Here is a 19,400-nt window from a genome sequence, read left to right on the forward strand (position 1 = left end):
CCCGGTGGCCGGCAGTCAGGAACACGCGGCATGATCCGCGCCATGAGAATTCTGCTGATCGAAGACGACCGCAAGGCCGCCCGGCTGCTGGCCCGGGGCCTGCAGGAAGAGGGCTTCGTGGTCGACGTGGTGCATACCGCGGAGGAGGGCGACGAGGAGGCTTTCGTCGTCGCCTACGACCTGATCGTGCTCGACTGGATGCTGCCCGGAAAGGACGGCCTCACCCTGTGCCGCGACCTGCGCCAGCGCGGCTGCAAGACGCCCGTGCTCATGCTCACCGCCCGCGACGCGCTCAGCGACCGCGTGGCCGGCCTCAACACCGGCGCCGACGACTACCTGACCAAGCCCTTCGCCTTCGACGAACTGCTGGCCCGCGTGCGCGCGCTGCTGCGCCGCTCCGAGCTCGTGCGCCCGATGGTGCTTTCGCTGGTCGACCTGAGCCTCGACCCGATGAGCCAGCGCGTGCTGCGCGGCGGCTCGGTGCTGGAGCTGACCCACAAGGAGTTCGCGATCCTGCAGATACTGCTGCGCCATGCCGGCGAGGTGGTCAGCCGCTCGCGCCTGGCCGAGCAGGTGTGGAAGGACGACCTGATCGCCATCGACAACCTGATCGACGTGCATATCAGCAACCTGCGCCGCAAGGTCGATGCGCCGCCGGCCGCGCCGCTGATCCAGACCGTGCGCGGGCGCGGCTTCAGGCTGGCGCTGGCGGACGACGGCAGCACCGGTGGCGTTGCGCATGCTTAGTTTCCGCAAGCGGCTGGCGCTCGCGCACGTCAGCGCGATCGTGGTGGTGATGGCGGTCGCCGCCTTCGGCTCGTACCTCGTGTTCTCGCGCAACGTGCACCGTGAGCTCGATGCTGCGCTGCTGGCACTGGCCGAGACCGAAATGGGCATGCTGCTGTCGGCCGGCGAGGGCGACACGGTCATCGTCCACGAAGCGCCGCCGGGCCCGGGCGCGCCGTCATTCGTGCGGCTCGACCGGCTGGTGCAGATCGTCGATGCCGACGGCCGCGTGCTCGCGCGCAGCAGCAACCTCGGCGAGGCGCAGCTGCCCATTCCGGCCGTGCTGCGCGAGCGGCTCGCGGCGGGCGAAACCGTGTTCGAAACGCTCGACGGCTACGGCGAGGAACCCACGCGCATGGTCTCGGTGCCCGTGCCGGGCCGTGCCTCGCTGCTGGCGGTGCAGGTGGCCGGCTCGCTGGACGACGTGAACCGCACCGTGGCCATGGCCAGCGTGCTGTTCATCATCCTCGGCGGAGCGCTGCTGCTGGCGTTGGGCGCAGCGGGCGCGCTCATCACCCGGCGTGCCTTCGGCGCCATCGACGACGTGGTGCGGCAGGCTCACCGCATCGGCGACGCGAACCTCGGCGAAAGGCTGCCGCACCCCGGCACGCGCGACGAGATCGGCCGGCTGGTGGACACGCTCAACGACATGCTGGCGCGCATCGAGCAAGGAATGGAAGCGCAGCGGCGCTTCACGTCGGATGCCTCGCACGAGCTGCGCTCGCCGCTGTCGCGCCTGCGCACCGAACTCGAACTGGCACTGCGCCGGCCGCGCGAACCGGCCGCGTATGTGGAAACGCTGCGCTCTTCGCTGGAGGAGGTCGAGTCGCTCACGCTGCTGGTCGAAGAACTGCTGGTGCTGGCCCGCCTCGACGCCGGCCAGGAGCGCGACGCGGTGGAAACGGTGTCGCTGAATCAGCTCGCCGAAGAGGCCCTGAGGCGGCTTGAACCACTGGCGCGCGAGCGGCGCCTTGCCCTGTCGCTGGCGCCCGCTTCGCCCGTGGCCGCGCGCTTCGCCCGTGGCGCGGCCAGCCTCGCGCTGGCCAACCTGCTGGACAACGCCCTGAAGTTCTCTCCGCCCGATACCACGGTGCGTGTGAGCCTGCGGGCGGACACCGAGGCGAGCGAGGCCGTCATCAGCGTGGCCGACAGTGGCCCCGGCATACGCGGCGACGAAATGCCTCACCTCTTCGAGCGCTTCTACCGCGGCGCCACGGCGCGCTCGGACGAGAAGACACCGGGCCTCGGGCTAGGGCTGGCGCTCTCGCAGGCTGTGGTGCATGCGCATGGCGGGCGGATCGAGGCGGCGAACGAGAGCGGTGGCGGGGCGCGGTTCGACATGAGGTTGCCGCTGGCGGTGCCGGGCAAACCCTGACCGGATGGGCGGATGGCGCTTCGAGAATGGCCCGGTCCATTTCCCGAAGCAACGCAACGAAGAAGGGTCCCCTCCGCCATGCCCCAAACCACGCTGTCCCGCCGCCGGTTCACGATTGCCACCGCCGCAGCAAGCCTCGCTTTGCCGTCCTTCGCGCAGACCGCATGGCCCAGCAAGCCGATCCGCGTGATCGTGCCCTACACGCCCGGCGGCTTCACCGACCAGATGGCGCGGCTGGTGCAGATCGGCCTGCAGACGAAGCTGGGGCAGCCGGTGCTCGTCGACAACAAGCCCGGCGCCAACAGCCTGATCGGCGTCGATGCGATCGCCAAGGCGGCACCCGACGGCACCACCTTCGGCGTCGTCATCGCGGCCTATGCGGCCAACACCACGCTGTACCCCAAGCTGCCGTATGACCCGCGCAAGGACCTGACCGGCGTTTCGCTGATGGGCGTGTCGCCGCTGCTGGCGGCCGTGAACGTCGATGCGCCTTTCAAGACGGCGCGCGAGCTCATCGACTATGCGCGCGCCAATCCGGGCAAGGTGAGCTTCGGCTCCTCGGGCAACGGCTCGGCTGCGCACCTGACCACCGAGCTGTGGAAGTCGCTGACGCAGACCTACATGATCCACATCCCGTACCGCGGAGCGGTGCCTGCGCTGACGGACCTGATGGGCGGGCAGATCCAGCTTTTCTTCGATGCGCCGACGGGCCTCATCAACCAGGCCAAGGCCGGCAAGGTTCGGCTGATCGGCGTGGCGGGCGACAAGCGGCTGGCGGCAGCGCCCGATGTGCCGACCTTCATCGAACAGGGCTTCGCGGGCTTCACCGGCAGCACCTGGGCCGGCATGCTGGCGCCGGCGGGCACTCCGCGCGACATCGTCAAGCGCATGTCGGAAGAGGTGGCGCGCATCATCAGGAGCGACGACACGCGCGCCAAGCTGGATGCGATGGGCACCATTCCGGCGGGCAGCACGCCGGAGGAATTCGATGCTTTCATCACGGCTGAAACGGCGAAGTGGGGCAAGGTGATCCGCACGGCGGGGGTGAAGGCGGAGTAGCTCCGGAGGCCCCGGCCTCAAGCCGCCAGCACCAGCACCTTGCACTGGCTCGGCACGATCCGCATCCCGACGATGTTGCTGCGGTTCTGCACCGACAGGCTCGTCATGCGCGTGCAGGGCGAGCCCTTCAGCAGCACGGTGAACGCGCCCGTGATGTGTCGCGAAGGACCCATCACGGTCTGCGACACCACGCCCATCATCACGCCCGCGTTGTCGCCATTGGTGATCGGTGTGATCGTGGCAAGGTTGTGCGCCGGCGTGCCGCCGTAGAGGATGTTCCAGGCATTGGGAATGGCGGTCGGTCCCAGCGCGAAGTTGGGGTAGGGAATGGGCACGGCCGGCGGAGTCTTGCAGACATCGGGGAAGGCGAGGTCCATGCCCATCATCTGGGAGTTGGCAAACATGGCGGGGGCTCCTTTTCCGGGCATCAGCCCATGTGGATCTGCTCGGCGTCGATCTTGACCAGCTCCTTGCTGGTGACGAGCGTGTTCTTCGCATGCAGGCGCAAGGTGCTCGACGACTGGATATCGATCTGGCCCGCGCGCACCTGTTCGACTTCCTCGGTCAAGCGGAAGCTCGACCGGGTGAGCAGGTGAAGGCGGTCGAGCACCACCTCGCACGCGCGGCCCACGAAACGCGAGACCAGCGCGCTGAAGCGCACCTCGGCGCCCTGGTAGTCGAGCTCCGAGACCTTGCACAGGCCGCGCCCGGCCGTGAGGTTCCATTCGGGTGCGCGGGTGGCGACGGCGGTGTCCGATTGCAGATCGAGTGCGCCGGAGCTGCGCACGGCGATGCCGCCGTGCTTCGACGCCAGGGTCAGGTCGCCGTTCACCGCGAGCACCGCATGGCCCTGGTCGGCCTGTGCGACAACGGCGATCAGGTAAAGCTCGTCTTCGTCAGGGCCTGCGACCATGACGATGTCGCCCGGCGCGGGCACCAGCAGGCAGCTGGCGGCGCGGCGACAGGGCCGCGACCGGGTCTCTCCCGTCGGGACCACATCGTGGCTGTCGTCCGAATGGCTGGCCAACACCTTCGCCATGCAAATGCCCGGGGGCTGCGCGGTGGCCTGCCGCTTGGCGGGCGGCGCCTTGTGCAGCAGGGGGGCGAGTTCGCTTTCGCCGTGGACGTCTGCAGGGGGGGCGGTGGAATGGGAGCTTCGTGCGCTCATCGTCATGCGATGTCCTTTGCGTCGATGGAGAGGCGACCCTCGGCGTTGCGGTCGAGGCGGATGGCGCGGGCCGGGCGCTGGCGGGCGATGCGCTCTGCCTCGTACAGGTGGGGGTCGTTGTCGAGCACACCGATGCGGTCGCTCCAGCGCGAGCCGCCCAGCTCGGCCCGGTGCAGCTGGGTGCGCTCGAAGCGGGCCTTCTCGAAGTTCGCGCCGCGCAGGTCCGCGCAGGAGAAATCGGCGTAGACGAGCCGGCTGCGCTCGAAGCTCGCGTTCTCGCAGCGGGCGCGGAGGAAGACGCCTTGTTCCAGGCTCGCGCCGGAGAAGTCGGCTCCCGCGAGCCAGGCGTCGACCCAGAGCGACTGGTCGAGCGCCGCGCCACGGAAATCGGCGCCGCGCAGGTCTGCCTCGACGAACAAGGTTTGCGGCGCTTGCACGCGGGCCATGCGCGCGCCGTCGAGCCTTGCGCCCTTGAAGTTGCATTGCGCGAGCTGCGCGTCCTCGAACACGCAGCCGGACATGCGCGCGTCCGTGAACTGGCACATCGCGAAGGCCTGCCCCGCGAACGACTGGCCGCGCAGGTCGGCCTCGGAAAACACGGCGTTGTGGAAGCGCGCGGTTTGGAACGCGACCTCGCGCAAGTCGCTGCGGAAGAACACCGCGCTCGTGAGCGAGGCATTGCGCAGGTCCGCGTTGCCCATGCGGCTGTCGTTGAAGATCGTCTTGGTGAGCGTGGCGCGCTCGAAGCTGGCGCCGTGCAGCTCGCAGCCGTAGAAGACCGTTTCCGCCAGCTGTGCACCGGCGCAGCGCGCGTCGCGCAGGTCGGACTCGGTCACGACGGTGCGCGGCCAATGGCTGGCGGTCGCATCCACCCCCCGCAGGCTGCAGCGCAGGAGCGACACGCCATCCAGCCGCCCCGACGCCAGCGTCGCGTCATCGAAGGTGCAGCGCTCGAACACCGAGTCGTCCAGCCGGCTGCCGGCGAGCGAGGCCCGCGTGAAGCGGCATTCGCTGAACATGCCGCCCGAAAGGTCGAGGCCGTCGAGCGGCATGCCGGTGAAATCTTCTCCTTCCATGCGCTTGCCGTTGCGGATGTGAAGCACCAGCTCCTGCGGGCTCATCGGATCGGCGTCGCGCGCGGGGCCGGCACGGTCTTGGTCTGCTCGATGTAGGCACCCTGGGTGGCGGTGGTGCCGTCGATGCGGATCTGCGACATGTCGGCGCGAAACAGGTTGGCCTCGCGCAGGTCGGCGCTAGGCAGCAGGGCCTTGTTGAAGTTGGCGGTCATCAGGTTGGCGCCCCGCAGCGACGCCCGGCTCAGGTCGGCGCGAATGAAGAGGCTGTCGGGCGCCTGCACTTCGGCGAGGTCGGCGCCGCTCAGGTTGCAGGAAGAAAAGTCGCAGGTGTCGAGCGTGGCGCGGGCGAGCCGCGCATCTTCCATGGCCATCGCGCGCAGGCTGCACTGCACCAGCGTGGCCGCCTCGAAGCTGGCGCCGCGCAGGCTGGTGCTGCCGGCAAAGCAGGTGGTGCGCAGCAGGGCCGCCGCGAACACCATGCCCTCGTCGCACGGCGTGTGGGTCCATGCGCAGGCTTCGAGCGTAGCGCCGGTGAAGTCGAGCCGCGCCACGCGGCACGACAGGAAGGCAGCCTTGTAGAGGCGGGCGCGCCGAAAGCTGCAGCCTTCGATGGTCACGTCGGAAAGGAAGCCGGCGTAGGCAATGTCGGCGTCGTCGAAGTTGCAGCCGCGCAGCCGCGAATCGATCAGGTGCAGATGGTGCAGGCGCGCGCCCTCGAAGCTGCAGCCGGCAAGCGTCACCTTGTCCAGCTTCGCGCCTTCGAGATCGGCGCGCGAGAAGTCAGCCTGTTCGCAGGCGATACCTCCGAGGTTCGTGTCGCGCAGCACCGCGTCATGAAACCGGGCGCCCGAGAGTTGCGCACGCACCAGTACGGCCTGGCTGAAATCGGCGCTGTCGCATTGCACGCCGCGCAGGTCGGCGCTTTCCAGCAGCGTGCGGCGAAAGCATGCGCCGCGCAGGTCCAGGCCCGAGAGATCGGCGCCGGTCAGGTCCATCTCGGTGAAATCGCGGCTGCCTGCGAGCACCGACGCCACATGGGCACGCAGTGCCGCAAGCCGCTCGGGGGGCAGGGGATCGACGCTGGCCTGATGCTGGGCAGTGCCGCGGTACAGCGCGAGCAGGCCGCGCTCGCCGGCCTCTGTCATTTTTCGCATCGATTCCACCTGGTCCGGCGGCATGGGCGCGGTGCCCGTGGCCGCTGCGATGCCCGTGAAGCCGCGCAGCACCGACGCGCCATCCACGCGCGGCGGCCCCTTGATCTCGGCGCGGTCATGCTCGCGCACCAGCTTGCCGGTGTCGAAGCCGACCTTCCTCGACTCGCTGGCGTTGGCGTCGGCTTCGCGCTGAAGGCGTTCGCGCTCGACAGCGCCTTGCGCGCGCTGCGCGCGGGCATAGGCATCCGCCTGCTCGACGAACCCGGGCAACTCGTGCAGGGTGGGTGTGCGCTGGAAGGGCGCTGGAAGAGCGCGCTCCCTGAAATGGCGCGCCTTGTGCCCGGCGTCGAGCGCCATCTGCTTGAGTTCGTCGCGGGCTTGCCGGCCGCGTTCGCGCATGTTGCGCACCAGCGCTGATTCGGTGGTTTCGGGCTGTTCGAGCCATGGACCAATGGCCCCCGGGGGCACCAGTTCATCGTCTCGGAACATGTAGAGCGCGCCCTTTTCCGGGTCGCAGCGCTGGCGCAGCACGGTCTCGTAGTGCGCGAGGCCGCGTGGTGCGTCGATCGTTTCGAGCGCGGGCATCACGTGGGTGACGTCGCTGGCGTCGTCTTCTTCGATGAGGGTCTCGCCATGGAAGACCAGCGCCACGCGCTCCAGGTGCGGGAAGAACCACGCGGTGGTCAGCCGCTGCGCGATGTCCTCGATCTGCCCCGGCGACCGGCGCCGCGCGATGAAGGCGAGGGCGCGCCAGCTGGGCAGTCGGCCCCGCTGGATCGGCACGCCGGGGTGCATGTTCCACACCGCATAGGGGGTGCCCGGAGCGATCTCCAGGGCACCGGCCAGGCGCTGGTCGGGCGGCGCGGCATTGAAGAGCTGCCAGTCCATGTCCTCGGCAAAACCCGGAAACAGGTGGGCGCGCCAGTGCTCGTCGTACTGCCTGCCGATCATGCGCATGCGCCGGGGCCAGGCGATGTCGAGCGGGCCGAAGCCGGCGGGTTCGGGCTGGTCGCCGGGCCGGTGCACGCGGTGGGAGGGGTCTTCGATGTTGGGCAGGCGCTGCACCTCGCGGCCATCGACTTGTTCGAGCCCGTGGCCGCGGCCCAGCGGGTTGTCCGCGAAGGCGGGGCCGCCATAGGCGCGCGTCCAGTCCACGCGCATGGACTCGAAGGGCTGCGGCTGCGTGGCACGGCCGCCAATCCAATAGCGGTCACCAAAGACGGCCAGGTCCTTGGCAAGGCCGCCGAGTTGCAGCCGTGCGGCGCACATCGTCTTTTCCGCCTGGTGCGCGGTGTAGGCGAAACCGGTGGCAAGCACCTCGGCGCGGATCTTCGGCAGGCCCAGGTCGATGGCGGTGGCCGGACCGAGTTCGTCGGACAGCGCTTTCCAGAACTCGGGTTCGGGCGTCAGCACGGGCTGCTCGCCCATCGATGCCATGCACAGCGTGGTCACGGCCAGGCGCTGCTCGCCACCGCGCAGGAACGGCCGCGTGGTGACGCTCAGCCGCAATGGCTTGACGGTCTTCATCGGCGGCGCATCCGCGGCATCCGCTCAGGACGCACGCGGGATCTCCAGCGGCGTGCGCTCGCGGTCGATCGCGACCGAGGCGGCGTTTCGCGGGTCGTAGCGCAGATGAACGATCTTCAGCGGTTCCTGGAACCGGGGCACCAGCGCGTCTTCGACGAATGTGCGGATCGACGCCGTGTGCAGCGTGCCGGCGGTGTCGGCGTAGTCCACGTCGAGCACCACGGCGCAAACGGTCTGCCCGCGCGAGCCGCCGCGGGTCATGTTTCCCGGGTGCATGCGCAGGCTGCGAAGCACGCCGTCGGCCGGCTGGCCCGTTTGCGCGAGCGACAGCCACAGCTTCTGTTCAGCCGAATACAGCCGGCTCTCGCGGCGCATGTAGCCCACTGCGCCGATCGAGAACACGACGACCGCCGTCATGACGACGGCGAAGACAACCCAGAGAAGAATTTCCCAGACAGGCATCGTGTCCTTCACATGACGATGTGCATGGCCTGCGCATAGGTCGCGAGACCGTCCATCAGGAAGCGCAGCGCGGCGTTGCCGACCTGTATGGCTTCCTTGGTGATGTCGGTGCCCTTGTTCGCGATCTTGAAGGTGAGGAAGTCCACCTTGAGCACGGCGTATTGCGAATTGATGCCGTAGAACTGTTGCCGCACGCCCCAGAAGTCCAGCGAGGCGCCCACGGCTCCGAAGCGAAAGCCCACGCCGCCCGAACGCGCCAGCCGCCAGTCGCTGCTCTTGGCGTAGTTGTTGGTGTAGCTGACGGAGTTGTTGGTGTAGTTGTTCGTCAGGTTGTTGTAGGTGTTCGACGTCGTGTTGTAGACGCTGGTGTTGATGACGTGCTGCGTCGTGTTGTGGATGTGGTTCGTCGTGTTGAAGGTCACGTCCGGCGAGGTGTGCACCGTGGGGCCGGTGACGGTGGTGGTCGAGGGGCCGTTGACCTGCACCGTGTTCGAGGCGTTGATGGTGTCCTGGCGGCCCGCGCTCACGAAGCGGATTTCCTGTCCGTCGATGGTGCCGTTGAAGCCGCCGCTGATCGCCAGCTTGACGCCGCCCGTGATGGTGTCGTTCAGCCCGCCGCCGATCGAACGCGTCTTGCCGCCGGAGATGGTCTGCGTCACGCCGCCGGCCACTGTTTCGGTGAAGCCACCGGTCACGCTGCGGGTGTCGCCACCGCTGATGGTTTCCTTGGCGCCCGCGGTGATGTCGCGCGTCTCGCCGCTCTGGTAGGTGGCCGACTCGTGGCCCTTGATGAGGGTGGTGCGGGTGCCGCCGGTGGTGTGCGTCTCGTCGGCCTCCACCTCCACGTCGAGGTTGCGCTCGGCGTGCAGCAGGATCTGCTCGGCGCCCGAGCGGTCCTCGAAGCGCAGCATGTTGGCCTGGTTGGCCGCACCGCCCGCGCTGGAGCGCGTGAGGATGCCGCTGGCCGTGGCGTTGGCGGGCAGCTCCCATGGCGGCATCTGGTCGCTGTTGTAGACGCGGCCGGTGATGATGGGACGGTCGGGCTCGCCACCGATGAAATCGACGATCACTTCCTGGCCCACACGCGGCATGTGCATGGTGCCGTAGTTGGCGCCGGCCCAGTTGCTGGACACCCGCACCCAGCACGAGCTGTTCTCGTCCGACTGGCCGTAGCGGTCCCAGCGGAACTGCAGCTTCACGCGGCCGAAGCGGTCGGTCCAGATCTCCTCGGGACCGACCACCGTGGCGGTCTGCGGGCCGTTGGTGCGCGGGCGCGGCGTGGTGCGGGCGGGGCGGTAGGCCACGGAGGAGGGCAGCACGGTGAAGTCGAACTCGCACACCGATTCGCTGCTGCCGCCGGTGGAGTACTCGGGCTCCTGCAGGTTGTAGCGGGTCTCGGTGACGAGGTATTCGCGGTTGTCCGATTCGCGCGGGCAGTGCGTCATCTCGAACAGGTAGCCCGGCGCCATGCCCGCGACGTTGGTGTGGCCCGAAGCCAGCTCATGCGCGCACTGCAGCTCCTGCAGGCGGACCTTGGCGTAGGCATCGCCCTGCTGGTGCTCGCTGTAGCCGCCCAGCCATTCGTAGACCTCGTAGGTCGAATGCTCGTGGGCTTTGGGGTCTTGCTGCACGCTCTGCAGCGAGGCGCGCGACTTCTTGAAGTCGAAGTCGTCGAGCATCACACGGCCCGAGGTGATCTGCTCGGCCACGCGCCACTGGTCGATGCAGGGCTCCAGCGCATTGAGCACGCGGTCGCGCGGGCGATAGGCGATGCTGGCGTGGCCGGGCAGCGGCTTGTAGCTGCCGGTGTCGTCGACCAGCACCAGCAGGTGCGAGCCGTTGCCGTGCTCGAAGTGATAAGCGATGCCTTCGTGCTCCATGAGGCGGCTCACGAAGGCGAAGTCGCTTTCCTGGTACTGCACGCAGTACTCCATGGCGGGGTAGCTGCCCGTGAGGCGCTTGTCGAACTGGAAGCCGTACTTGCCCAGCACTTCGTCGAGCACCTCGGGCACGCTCTTGTTCTGGAAGATGCGGCAGTCGGTGGTGCGCGTGAGGTACCACAGCCACGGCTGCACCAGCGCACGGTAGATGTAGTGGCGGCCGGTTTCGTTGGCGCGGCCTACAAGCTCGAAGCGCACCACCGTGCCGTTGAGAAAGCGCGGCGCGCCTTCGTCGGCCAGCTCCAGCGTGAGCGAGGTGCCGAGCAGTTGCTTCAGGTCGAGGCTGAAGCTGGTGCTGACCATGTCCACCTCGAACTCGAAGAGTTGCGAGAGCCCCTCCCGCCCCCGCATGGCGCGGAACTTGAGCTGCTCGGCGCTCAGGACGGTGTGGACTTGGACGGTACGCGGCATTCGGAATTTCCCTGACCCATGGGGCTTCTGCGGATGCGAAACCTTCGATGGGCAGTCTAGAAATTCCTTATGTCATATACATGACGCGCAGGGCGCGGCACGGGCCGCTTTCCCCTCTGAAAACAGGCGTAGAAGAAGCCCTTACATCGAGGCTTCGAGCATGGCCTTGTAGTCGTCGCGCGTGGCCAGGCGCGGGTTGGTCTTGTGGCAGTGGTCGGCCATGGCGCCGTCGATGATCTGCTCGAACATTGCGGGCGTCACGCCCACCTCGGCCAGGCCCTTGGGCAGCCCGAGGCGCGCGTTCATGTCGCGGATGGCGTCGCCGAGATCGCCGGCCGAATCGAGGTGCATGGCCTGCGCCATGCGCTGAAGGCGCTGCTCCTTCTGCACCGATTCGGCACCCGAGTTGAAGTGGATCACCGCGGGCAGGAAGAGGGCGTTGAGCGTGCCGTGGTGCAGGCGTGGATCGACGCCGCCCAGGCTGTGGCTCAGCGAATGCACGCAGCCCAGGCCCTTCTGGAAGGCCATGGCGCCCTGCATCGATGCGCTCATCAAGTTCAGGCGCGCCTCGCGGTCGCTGCCGTCCTTTGTTGCGCGTTCGATGTGGCCCCAGGCGCGTTCGAGCCCGTCGAGGCCGATGCCGTCGGCCGGCGGGTTGAACGCGGCCGACATGAAGGTCTCCATGCAGTGCGCGATGGCGTCCATGCCGGTGGCGGCCGTGAGCCTGGGCGGCAGGCCGAGCGTGAGCTCGGGGTCGCAGATGGCGGCCTTGGGCATCAGGAACCAGCTGTGGAAGCCGAGCTTGCGGTGGTCGTCGACGATGACGATGGCGCCGCGTGCCACCTCGCTGCCCGTGCCGCTGGTGGTGGGCACCGCAATCAGCGGCACTGCGCGCTCGGTGATCCTGGGCGACCCGCCTTCGATGGTGGCGTAGGTCTTGAGCGGTCCTTCGTGCGTGGCCGCGATGGCCACGCCCTTGGCGCAGTCGATGGCCGAGCCGCCGCCCACTGCGATGAGCCCGTCGCAGCGGCCGCTTCGATAGAGCTCCACGGCCGCGCGCACCGCGGCTTCGGTCGGGTTGGAGGGCGTCTGGTCGAACACCGAGGCTTCCAGGTCGGCGATGGCATCGAGCGCCTTCTGCAGCACGCCGGCCGCGCGCACGCCGGCGTCGGTCACGATCAACGGGCGGTTGATGCCGATGCGCGCGCACTCGCTGGACAGCAGCTTGATCGCGCCGAATTCGAACTGGATCTGGGTGAGGTATTGGATGAGTGCCATGAATGTGGATATGCCGTAGGGCAGTACGATTGCCGACCAGCCCAATCTAACAAGAGCGATCAGTCTTGCACACGAAAGAAACCCTTGCCGTTGTCGCGCCGGGAACACCCCCCGCCATACGACTTACCCCGAAGATGGCCAGCGTTGTCGAACGCATGGCGCGCGCCGGCCACCCCCCACTCGACCGGCTCACGCCGGAGGAGGCCAAGGCCTCCTACGAAAAGGGCGCCGGCGTGCTCGAAGTGCCCAAGCCCGAACTGGCGCGGGTTGAAGACTTCACCATTCCCGCACGCGATGACTTCGCGATCCCGGCAAGGTTGTATGCGCCGTCCACCGATGTGCTGCCCGCGCTGATGTACTTTCATGGCGGCGGCTTCACCGTCGGCAATATCCGCACGCACGACACGCTGTGCCGCGTGCTGAGCGCCAAGAGTGGCTGCGCGGTGGTGTCGGTGGACTACCGCCTCGCGCCCGTGCACAAGTTTCCGACGGCGTCGAACGATGCATGGGACGCCTTCGCCTTCCTGGCCCACGAGGGTAGACGCGTCGGTGTCGACACGCGGCGCCTGGCGGTAGGCGGCGACAGCGCCGGCGGCACGCTCGCGGCCGTGTGCGCGATCCTGGCGCGAGATGCTGGCCTGCCGCTCGCGCTGCAGATGCTGATCTACCCCGGCATGACAGCCCACCAGGACACGGCCTCGCACCAGCGCCACGTCAACGGCCCGCTGTTGACCAAGGCGATGATCGATTTCTTCTTCGCGCAATACGTCCGCACGCCGGCCGACCGCGACGACTGGCGCTTTGCGCCGCTGCTGGCCGACGACGTCGAAGGCGTGGCGCCGGCCTGGATCGGCCTCGCCGAATGCGATCCGGTGGTCGATGAAGGCATCGCCTACGCCGACAAGCTGCGCGCCGCGGGCGTGCCGGTCGACCTGGAGATCTACCGCGGCGTAATCCACGAATTCGTCAAGATGGGGCGGGCGATTCCCGAGGCGCTGCAGGCGCAGGAGGACGCGGCCCGCGCACTCAAGGAAGCACTGGCACCATGAGCGAAGCAGCCACCCAACGCAGCAATTTCCGCTTCTTCCACCGCCTGCGCGTACGCTGGGCCGAAGTCGACATGCAGAAGATCGTCTTCAACGCGCACTACCTGATGTACTTCGACACCGCCATCTCGGACTACTGGCGTGCCTTGGCGCTGCCGTACGAAGAGGCGATGCATGCGCTGGGCGGCGACCTCTACGTGCGCAAGGCCACCATCGACTTCCGCGCCTCGGCGCGCATGGACGACATGCTGGACATGGGCGTGCGCTGCGCGCGCATCGGCAATTCGTCGATGGTGTTCGAGGGCGGGCTGTTCCGGCAGGACCAGTTCCTGGTCGGCTGCGAGCTGGTCTATGTGTTCGCCGACCCGGCGACGCAGACTTCGAAGCCGGTGCCTGCTGTACTGCGAGAAGTGCTGACCGGCTATGAGGCCGGCGAGACGATGAGCACCGTCGAAACCGGCGACTGGGCCACCCTGGGCGAAGGCGCTGGCGCCCTGCGGCGCGCGGTGTTCATCGAGGAGCAGAACATTCCCGAAGCGATGGAGTGGGACGCGCAGGACGCCGTGGTGCTGCACGCGGTGGCGCGCAACCGCATCGGGCAGGTCATCGCCACAGGGCGGTTGCTGGCGGCCGAGAACGGCGTCTCGCACATCGGCCGCATGGCGGTGCACCGCAACCTGCGCAGCGGCGGGCACGGCGCTGCGGTGATGCAGGTGCTCGAAGACGCCGCCAGGGCGCGCGGCGACAGCGTGGTGGCGCTGAATGCGCAGCGCAGCGCCGAGCGTTTCTATGCGCGGCTGGGCTATGTGCCGCATGGCGACGGCTTCGAGGAGGCCGGCATCCCGCACATCGAGATGCGCCGGTCCCTTCTTCCTTCTTCTTCTCAATAGCGAGCGGGCGGGTCCGGCACGTAGCCTGGGTCGGAACCCGGGAACGGCGACGGACCGGCCGGACGCGGCCAGCGCGGCGCGGGCGGCACCGGGATCACGCCCGCGGCCACGAGGTTCTCGCGGCTGTCGTAGCGGATACGGACCACCTCGTCGGGCGACGGCTGTGCGCGCTCGAAGGTGGTCTTGCCGACGTACGAGGTTTCGCGGCGGCCGTGCGCGGTGCCCAGGCTCGGGCTGGGCGCGGGCTGGCGCAGGCTGCCCGCGGGGGATTCCGCTGCCGCGGTGGCACCGTCGGCCGAACCGGCCTTCGCGCGCGCATCGCCCAGGGACGACGAGTCGCTTCGGCGCTCGCGCTCGCCGCGTTCGTCGCGGTACGGAAAAGGCGTGACCGGCGGCGGGGGCGGCTCGGGCATGCGCTCGCGGAACATCGCGACGCCGATCACGCCAACATCTTCCGGGCGGCCCGTGCGGCTCGCATAGGAGTTGCCGGCCGCGGCGAACTCGAAGGCCGCGATCTGCGAATCGCTCTTGCGCCAGCCGGTGATGTCGCTGCGCTCGCTGCCGCTGAACACATAGCCGTTCTGCCCGACGCCGGCCGTTTCGCCGGTGACGATGTTGACGCCGTCCACCGACATCACGGCCATGATGCGTTCGTCCGTCGCGTTGCGCGCCCGGATGGCGTAGCGCGCTCCGGGGCGGCCGGCCACCCAGTATTCGCCGTGGTGGCGGTAGATCGGCAGTTCGGCACCGGTGCCGCGGTCGACCACGCTGATCTGCATCAGCGAGCCGATGCGGCTGGGCGGCGTGGGCGGGGCGTAAGGCCGCTCCGGGCTCTGCGCGCAGGCCGAGAAGGAGGCCGCGGCGCTCAGGGCCAGGGCGGTGGAAAAGAGTCTGCGCTTCATGGTGTCTTCCTTGCCGGGAGTTGATCGGTGCAGGCTTCTACGGCGCAGCATCGGCGGCAGGGTTAAACGACGCGCAAAAAAATGGCGCCATCTGTTCGATAGCGCCGAACGCCCCTTTTCTTCAAGGGCGTTGGGGGAATGGGAGACTCAGATGTCCTCGAGCAGGGGGTAGGGCAGCGGATCGACCGTGAGTGCCGGGCCGTCGGCCGCGCCCGCGTGCAGGCCACCGGCCTCGAGCGCCGTGATCTGCATCGAGACCAGCGCGGACCAGCCGCCCCCGGGCGCCGGCGCGGCCTGCGCCACGATGCCCACGGGCTGCTCGGCATCGGCGGCCGCGAACACCTCCTGTCCGGCGGAGACGGGCGCATCGGCCTGCACGAGGTAGGTGCGCCGCTTCAGCGTGCCGCGGAACTGGCTGCGCGCGACCACTTCCTGGCCGGGGTAGCAGCCTTTCTTGAAGTTCACACCGCCGACCGATTCGTAGTTGATCATCTGCGGCACGAAGGCGTCGACGATCGGCGTGGTCAGCGTCACGATGCCGCTGCGCACCTCGCTCCACTGCCACAGGGCGGCATCTAGCGCGGGGCCCGTGGGTGCGGCGTGGCCGGCCGGCGCGATCCAGAGCGCACGTGGCACGCCGTCGGCCGGATACAGCGACACGGCGCTGGCGTCTTCGCCGACGGCCGTGCGCTTGCCGGGCGAAGCGGCGGCGTCGAGGCCGTTGCCGGTCAGGGCGGTGCCAGCCAGGCCATACAGCGCAAACTGCTCGGTGGCGTCGGTCAACTTGGCCTTGGCGCGCAGCACGAACATCGACAGGCGCTTGAGCGTCGCGGCCAGGATGTCGCGGCTGCACACCAGCAGGATCAGCTCCGGTTGCGGCTTGATGCCGATGAAACTCGCGATCACACGGCCCTTGGCGGTGCACAGCGCAGCCAGCCGGGCGTTGGAGGCCCCGAGCAGCGAGAAGTCCTGGGTGAGCTGGCCGTGCAGGAAGCTTGCGGCGTCCGGGCCCTCGGCACGGATCACACCGAGGTGGGAGAGGGCGGTCACGCCATTGAGAACGACTGTGGTCATCGCTGAATTATCATGGCCGGGCCTGTTCCTTCGGGGCGGCAGGGGCTCCTTCCCTGCAGCCTGCGAATCCATCGGTTTTCTCCGGCTTTTTCCGTCTTCCCCATATCGGATCCGTGCGCAGCTTCTTCCTTACGCTTTTCCTGCTCGCTGCCCTGATCGCGCTCGCGCTCGGCGGCGCCGGTCTCTGGTGGGTGCACCAGCCGCTCAAGCTGCCGGCGCCCAGCGTCGACCTGTCTGTCGAGCCCGGCACCACGCCGCGCGGCATCGCACAAGCCGTGGCCGACACGGGCGTCGACGTGCAGCCGCAGCTGCTCTACCTGTGGTTCCGCATCTCGGGACAAGACCGCCAGATGCGCGCCGGCAGCTACGAGCTGGAACGCGGCGTCTCGCCCAAGCTGCTGCTCAACATTCTGGTGCGCGGCGAGGAAGCCACGCGCAGCCTGGTGCTGGTCGAGGGCTGGAACATCCGCCAGGTGCGCGCCGCGCTCGCCAAGGCCGACCAGCTCAAGCCAGACAGCGTGGGCCTGAGCGACGAGGCGCTGATGGCCAGGCTGGGCAAGCCGGGCCTGCATCCGGAAGGGCGTTTCTTTCCGGACACCTACACCTACTCGAAAGGCTCGACCGACATCGCCCTGATGCAGCGCGCGATGCGGGCCATGGACAAGAAGCTCGAAGCCGCCTGGGCCGCCCGCGCTTCCGATCTGCCGCTGAAATCGGCCGATGAGGCTCTTATTTTGGCCAGCATTGTCGAAAAGGAGACAGGCAAGGCCAAAGACCGCTCGGAAATCGCGGCTGTCTTCACCAATCGCCTGCGCATCGGCATGCCGCTGCAGACCGACCCGACGGTGATCTACGGCATGGGCACCGCCTTCGACGGCAACCTGCGCAAGAAAGACCTGCTGACCGACACGCCCTGGAACACGTATACGCGCGGCGGGTTGCCGCCGACGCCGATTTCCATGCCCGGCAAGGCAGCGCTGCTGGCTGCGGTGCAGCCGGCGCAGAGCAAGTCGCTGTACTTCGTCTCGCGCGGCGACGGCACAAGCCAATTCAGCAGTTCGCTCGACGACCACAACCGCGCGGTCAACCGCTATCAGCGCGGGGGCGGCAGCGATTCCAAACCGAAGGCGACCCAATGAGTGACAACGGTCTGTTTCTGACGCTCGAAGGCATCGACGGGGCGGGCAAGTCGAGCCACCTCGATGCGCTGGAAGCCCTGTTCAGGGCGCAGGGCCGCGAGGTCGTGCGCACGCGCGAGCCCGGTGGTACGCCGCTGGCCGAGACGCTGCGCGAGTTGATCCTCGAGCAGCTGATGGATCCGCTGACCGAATCGCTGCTGGTGTTCGCGGCGCGGCGCGACCACATCGCGCAGGTCATCGAGCCGGCGCTGGCGCGCGGCGACGTGGTGCTGTGCGACCGGTTCACCGACGCGACCTTTGCCTACCAGGGCGCGGGGCGGGGCTTCGATCAAGCCGTGCTGTCGACGCTCGAACAATGGGTGCAGGCGGAGGCGGGCAGGGCGGCGCCACTTCAGCCGCACATCACGCTGTGGTTCGACCTGGCGCCCGGGATCGCGGCGCAGCGATTGGCCGGCGCCCGCGTGCCCGACAAGTTCGAAGCCCAGCCCGTCGAATTCTTCAGCCGCGTCGCCCAGGGCTACGCGGCCCGCGCGGCCGCAGATGCGAACCGCTTCGTGCGCATCGATGCCAGCCAGGCCCGCGACCAGGTGTGGCAGCAGGTCGAAACGGCATTGGTGGCGCGTGGCGTGCTGAACCGAGGAACGGCCCGATGAGCGTGCCGGCCCTGTCCCCCTGGCTGCGCCAGCCGCTCACGGAGTTGCTGCGCCAGCGCGGCCATGCCTGGCTGCTTCAAGGTCCCTCCGGCATCGGCCAGTACGAACTCGCGCTGGCGCTCGCGTCCGCATGGCTGTGCGAGCAGCCGACGCAGGAGGGCACAGCCTGCGGCCACTGCGCCAGCTGCCATGCCATCGAGGTTCGCACCCATGCCGACCTGTGCGTGCTGATGCCCGAAGTCGCCATGCAGGAACTGAACTGGCCGCTCGACGAGAAGGCGCAGGCCGACATCGACGACAAGAAACGCAAGGCGAGCCGCGAGATCCGCGTCGAGGCGATGCGCGATGCGGTCGGTTTCGCGCAGCGAACCAGCGCGCGCGGCCGTGGCAAGGTGGTGCTGGTGTATCCGGCCGAGCGCATGAACACCATCACCGCGAACGCGCTGCTGAAGACGCTCGAAGAGCCCGTCGGCGATGTGCGCTTCGTGCTCGCCAGCGAGGCCGCGTGGCAACTGCTGCCCACCATCCGCAGCCGCTGCCTGGGCTTCACGCTGCCCTGGCCTGAAACCGCCGAGGCCGAAGCCTGGCTGGCCGCGCAGGACGTGCCCGCCGCCGATGCGGCCGCATTGCTGCGCGCCGCCGGCGGCCGGCCGAGCGACGCCTTGCGGCTCGCGCGCTCGGGTCAGTCGCCCAAGGCCTGGTCCTTGCTTCCCAAGGCCATGACGCGTGGCGACGTGGGCGCGCTGGCCGATCACGCGCCGGCGCAGGCCGTCGGTGCGCTGCAGAAGCTTTGCCACGACCTGATGGCTGTCGGCAATGGCGCCGCGCCCCGGTTCTTCGATGCCGCCGACCTGCCAGCCGCGCCGTCGCGGCTGGCGCTGGCGCGCTGGTCGAAGTCGTTGGCAAGTGCCGCCAGAACCGCGGAACACCCGTTCAATGCGGGCCTCATGCTGGAAGCGCTTGTGAGCGAAGCGCGAACCACCCTAAACTCTGCCGCTCGTCGCCCATGAACCAACCTGTCGCCTCCGCCGTTCCCAACGCCACGCCCGCCCGGCCGAGCGTCATCCAACTCGCCATCAAGGAAAAGGGCGCGTTGTACGCGGCTTACATCCCTTTGTTCGCAGAAGGCGGCATCTTCATTCCGACCACGCGCGAATACCGGCTCGGCGACGATGTCTATGTGCTGCTGACGCTGCCCGAAGACCCGCAGCGCTATCCGGTGGCAGGCAAGGTCGCCTGGATCACGCCATCGCGTGCGGCAGGCAACCGGGCACCGGGCGTGGGCATCCGGTTTCCGTCCGACGAAAAATCGCGCCAGCTCAAGGCACGCATCGAGGCTGCGCTGGGCGGTTCGATGGCCTCCGACCGTCCCACGCAAACCATCTGAGTTTTCCGCCGTCCCCGTGACGCGGAACTCCGTCGACGGCGCCACCTCCCACCAGGGAGTGCGCCGCGCACTT

At 68.5% G+C, this 19,400-nt stretch carries 18 protein-coding genes; 9 read left to right on the plus strand and 9 right to left on the minus strand.

Translation table 11 applies throughout. The annotated features are described in order from the left end of the window. The first annotated feature begins 42 nt into the window (after nucleotides 1–42). From AC1DFC_RS08295 to AC1DFC_RS08305, 3 genes are all read left to right on the plus strand, one after another. Entirely contained in the window at nucleotides 43–747 is a 705-nt protein-coding gene (locus AC1DFC_RS08295; protein ID WP_413332671.1) for a response regulator transcription factor, read from the plus strand. Then, nucleotides 740–2,161 carry a sensor histidine kinase gene (locus AC1DFC_RS08300; protein ID WP_478178951.1) on the plus strand — a complete coding sequence of 474 codons (1,422 nt, stop codon included), beginning with the start codon at nucleotides 740–742 and terminating at the stop codon, nucleotides 2,159–2,161. The genes AC1DFC_RS08295 and AC1DFC_RS08300 overlap by 8 nt, the downstream gene beginning before the upstream one ends. Before the next feature lie 78 nt (nucleotides 2,162–2,239). Beyond that, complete coding sequence (locus tag AC1DFC_RS08305; RefSeq protein WP_478178952.1) at nucleotides 2,240–3,220, plus strand: tripartite tricarboxylate transporter substrate binding protein; 981 nt, start codon at nucleotides 2,240–2,242, stop codon at nucleotides 3,218–3,220. A gap of 17 nt (nucleotides 3,221–3,237) precedes the next feature. Here the strand turns inward: AC1DFC_RS08305 and AC1DFC_RS08310 are convergent, their stop codons facing one another. The 7 genes from AC1DFC_RS08310 to AC1DFC_RS08340 all read right to left on the minus strand — a co-directional run bounded on the left by AC1DFC_RS08310 (nucleotide 3,238) and on the right by AC1DFC_RS08340 (nucleotide 12,236). Continuing rightward, nucleotides 3,238–3,624, minus strand: a complete 387-nt coding sequence (locus AC1DFC_RS08310; RefSeq protein ID WP_413311963.1) for a DUF4150 domain-containing protein — start codon at nucleotides 3,622–3,624, stop codon at nucleotides 3,238–3,240. A gap of 23 nt (nucleotides 3,625–3,647) precedes the next feature. Further along, nucleotides 3,648–4,394, minus strand: coding sequence for a DUF3540 domain-containing protein (locus AC1DFC_RS08315; RefSeq protein WP_478178953.1), 747 nt, complete (start codon nucleotides 4,392–4,394; stop codon nucleotides 3,648–3,650). Continuing rightward, nucleotides 4,391–5,509 (minus strand): pentapeptide repeat-containing protein, encoded by a 1,119-nt coding sequence (locus AC1DFC_RS08320; protein WP_478178954.1) that lies wholly within the window; start codon nucleotides 5,507–5,509, stop codon nucleotides 4,391–4,393. Before AC1DFC_RS08320 ends, AC1DFC_RS08315 begins: the two co-directional genes overlap by 4 nt. Further along, on the minus strand, nucleotides 5,506–8,145 hold the full coding sequence (locus AC1DFC_RS08325) for a DUF2169 family type VI secretion system accessory protein (protein ID WP_413332663.1): 2,640 nt from the start codon (nucleotides 8,143–8,145) through the stop codon (nucleotides 5,506–5,508). Before AC1DFC_RS08325 ends, AC1DFC_RS08320 begins: the two co-directional genes overlap by 4 nt. Before the next feature lie 24 nt (nucleotides 8,146–8,169). Continuing rightward, nucleotides 8,170–8,607 (minus strand): hypothetical protein, encoded by a 438-nt coding sequence (locus AC1DFC_RS08330; protein ID WP_007827692.1) that lies wholly within the window; start codon nucleotides 8,605–8,607, stop codon nucleotides 8,170–8,172. Nucleotides 8,608–8,615: 8 nt separating this feature from the next. Further along, complete coding sequence (locus AC1DFC_RS08335) at nucleotides 8,616–10,958, minus strand: type VI secretion system Vgr family protein (protein ID WP_478178955.1); 2,343 nt, start codon at nucleotides 10,956–10,958, stop codon at nucleotides 8,616–8,618. Nucleotides 10,959–11,099: 141 nt separating this feature from the next. Then, nucleotides 11,100–12,236, minus strand: a complete 1,137-nt coding sequence (locus tag AC1DFC_RS08340) for an iron-containing alcohol dehydrogenase (RefSeq protein ID WP_478178956.1) — start codon at nucleotides 12,234–12,236, stop codon at nucleotides 11,100–11,102. A gap of 134 nt (nucleotides 12,237–12,370) precedes the next feature. On the opposite strand from AC1DFC_RS08340, the gene AC1DFC_RS08345 reads away from it, so the two are divergent. Together AC1DFC_RS08345 and AC1DFC_RS08350 are read left to right on the plus strand one after the other, a co-directional pair. Beyond that, complete coding sequence (locus AC1DFC_RS08345) at nucleotides 12,371–13,285, plus strand: alpha/beta hydrolase (protein WP_007827697.1); 915 nt, start codon at nucleotides 12,371–12,373, stop codon at nucleotides 13,283–13,285. Beyond that, entirely contained in the window at nucleotides 13,282–14,172 is an 891-nt protein-coding gene (locus tag AC1DFC_RS08350; RefSeq protein WP_413311952.1) for a YbgC/FadM family acyl-CoA thioesterase, read from the plus strand. The genes AC1DFC_RS08345 and AC1DFC_RS08350 overlap by 4 nt, the downstream gene beginning before the upstream one ends. Here AC1DFC_RS08350 and AC1DFC_RS08355 read toward each other — a convergent pair. Beyond that, nucleotides 14,166–15,074 (minus strand): hypothetical protein, encoded by a 909-nt coding sequence (locus AC1DFC_RS08355; protein ID WP_478178957.1) that lies wholly within the window; start codon nucleotides 15,072–15,074, stop codon nucleotides 14,166–14,168. The two genes, AC1DFC_RS08350 and AC1DFC_RS08355, sit on opposite strands and share 7 nt — an antisense overlap. A gap of 147 nt (nucleotides 15,075–15,221) precedes the next feature. Next, nucleotides 15,222–16,148, minus strand: a complete 927-nt coding sequence (gene ygfZ, locus AC1DFC_RS08360; protein ID WP_478178958.1) for a CAF17-like 4Fe-4S cluster assembly/insertion protein YgfZ — start codon at nucleotides 16,146–16,148, stop codon at nucleotides 15,222–15,224. A 113-nt stretch (nucleotides 16,149–16,261) separates the two neighbouring features. Here ygfZ and mltG point away from each other — a divergent pair, with 113 nt between their 5' ends. From mltG to AC1DFC_RS08380, 4 genes are read left to right on the plus strand one after another with little or no spacing between them, the layout of a single operon-like run. Next, on the plus strand, nucleotides 16,262–17,287 hold the full coding sequence (mltG, locus tag AC1DFC_RS08365) for an endolytic transglycosylase MltG (RefSeq protein ID WP_007827703.1): 1,026 nt from the start codon (nucleotides 16,262–16,264) through the stop codon (nucleotides 17,285–17,287). Then, nucleotides 17,284–17,940, plus strand: a complete 657-nt coding sequence (gene tmk, locus AC1DFC_RS08370) for a dTMP kinase (protein ID WP_413332652.1) — start codon at nucleotides 17,284–17,286, stop codon at nucleotides 17,938–17,940. Before mltG ends, tmk begins: the two co-directional genes overlap by 4 nt. Beyond that, on the plus strand, nucleotides 17,937–18,950 hold the full coding sequence (locus AC1DFC_RS08375) for a DNA polymerase (protein ID WP_056518515.1): 1,014 nt from the start codon (nucleotides 17,937–17,939) through the stop codon (nucleotides 18,948–18,950). Before tmk ends, AC1DFC_RS08375 begins: the two co-directional genes overlap by 4 nt. Next, nucleotides 18,947–19,327, plus strand: coding sequence for a PilZ domain-containing protein (locus AC1DFC_RS08380; RefSeq protein WP_007827708.1), 381 nt, complete (start codon nucleotides 18,947–18,949; stop codon nucleotides 19,325–19,327). The genes AC1DFC_RS08375 and AC1DFC_RS08380 overlap by 4 nt, the downstream gene beginning before the upstream one ends. Nucleotides 19,328–19,400: the final 73 nt, after the last annotated feature.

This window comes from Variovorax sp. 10L421 (assembly GCF_056395365.1).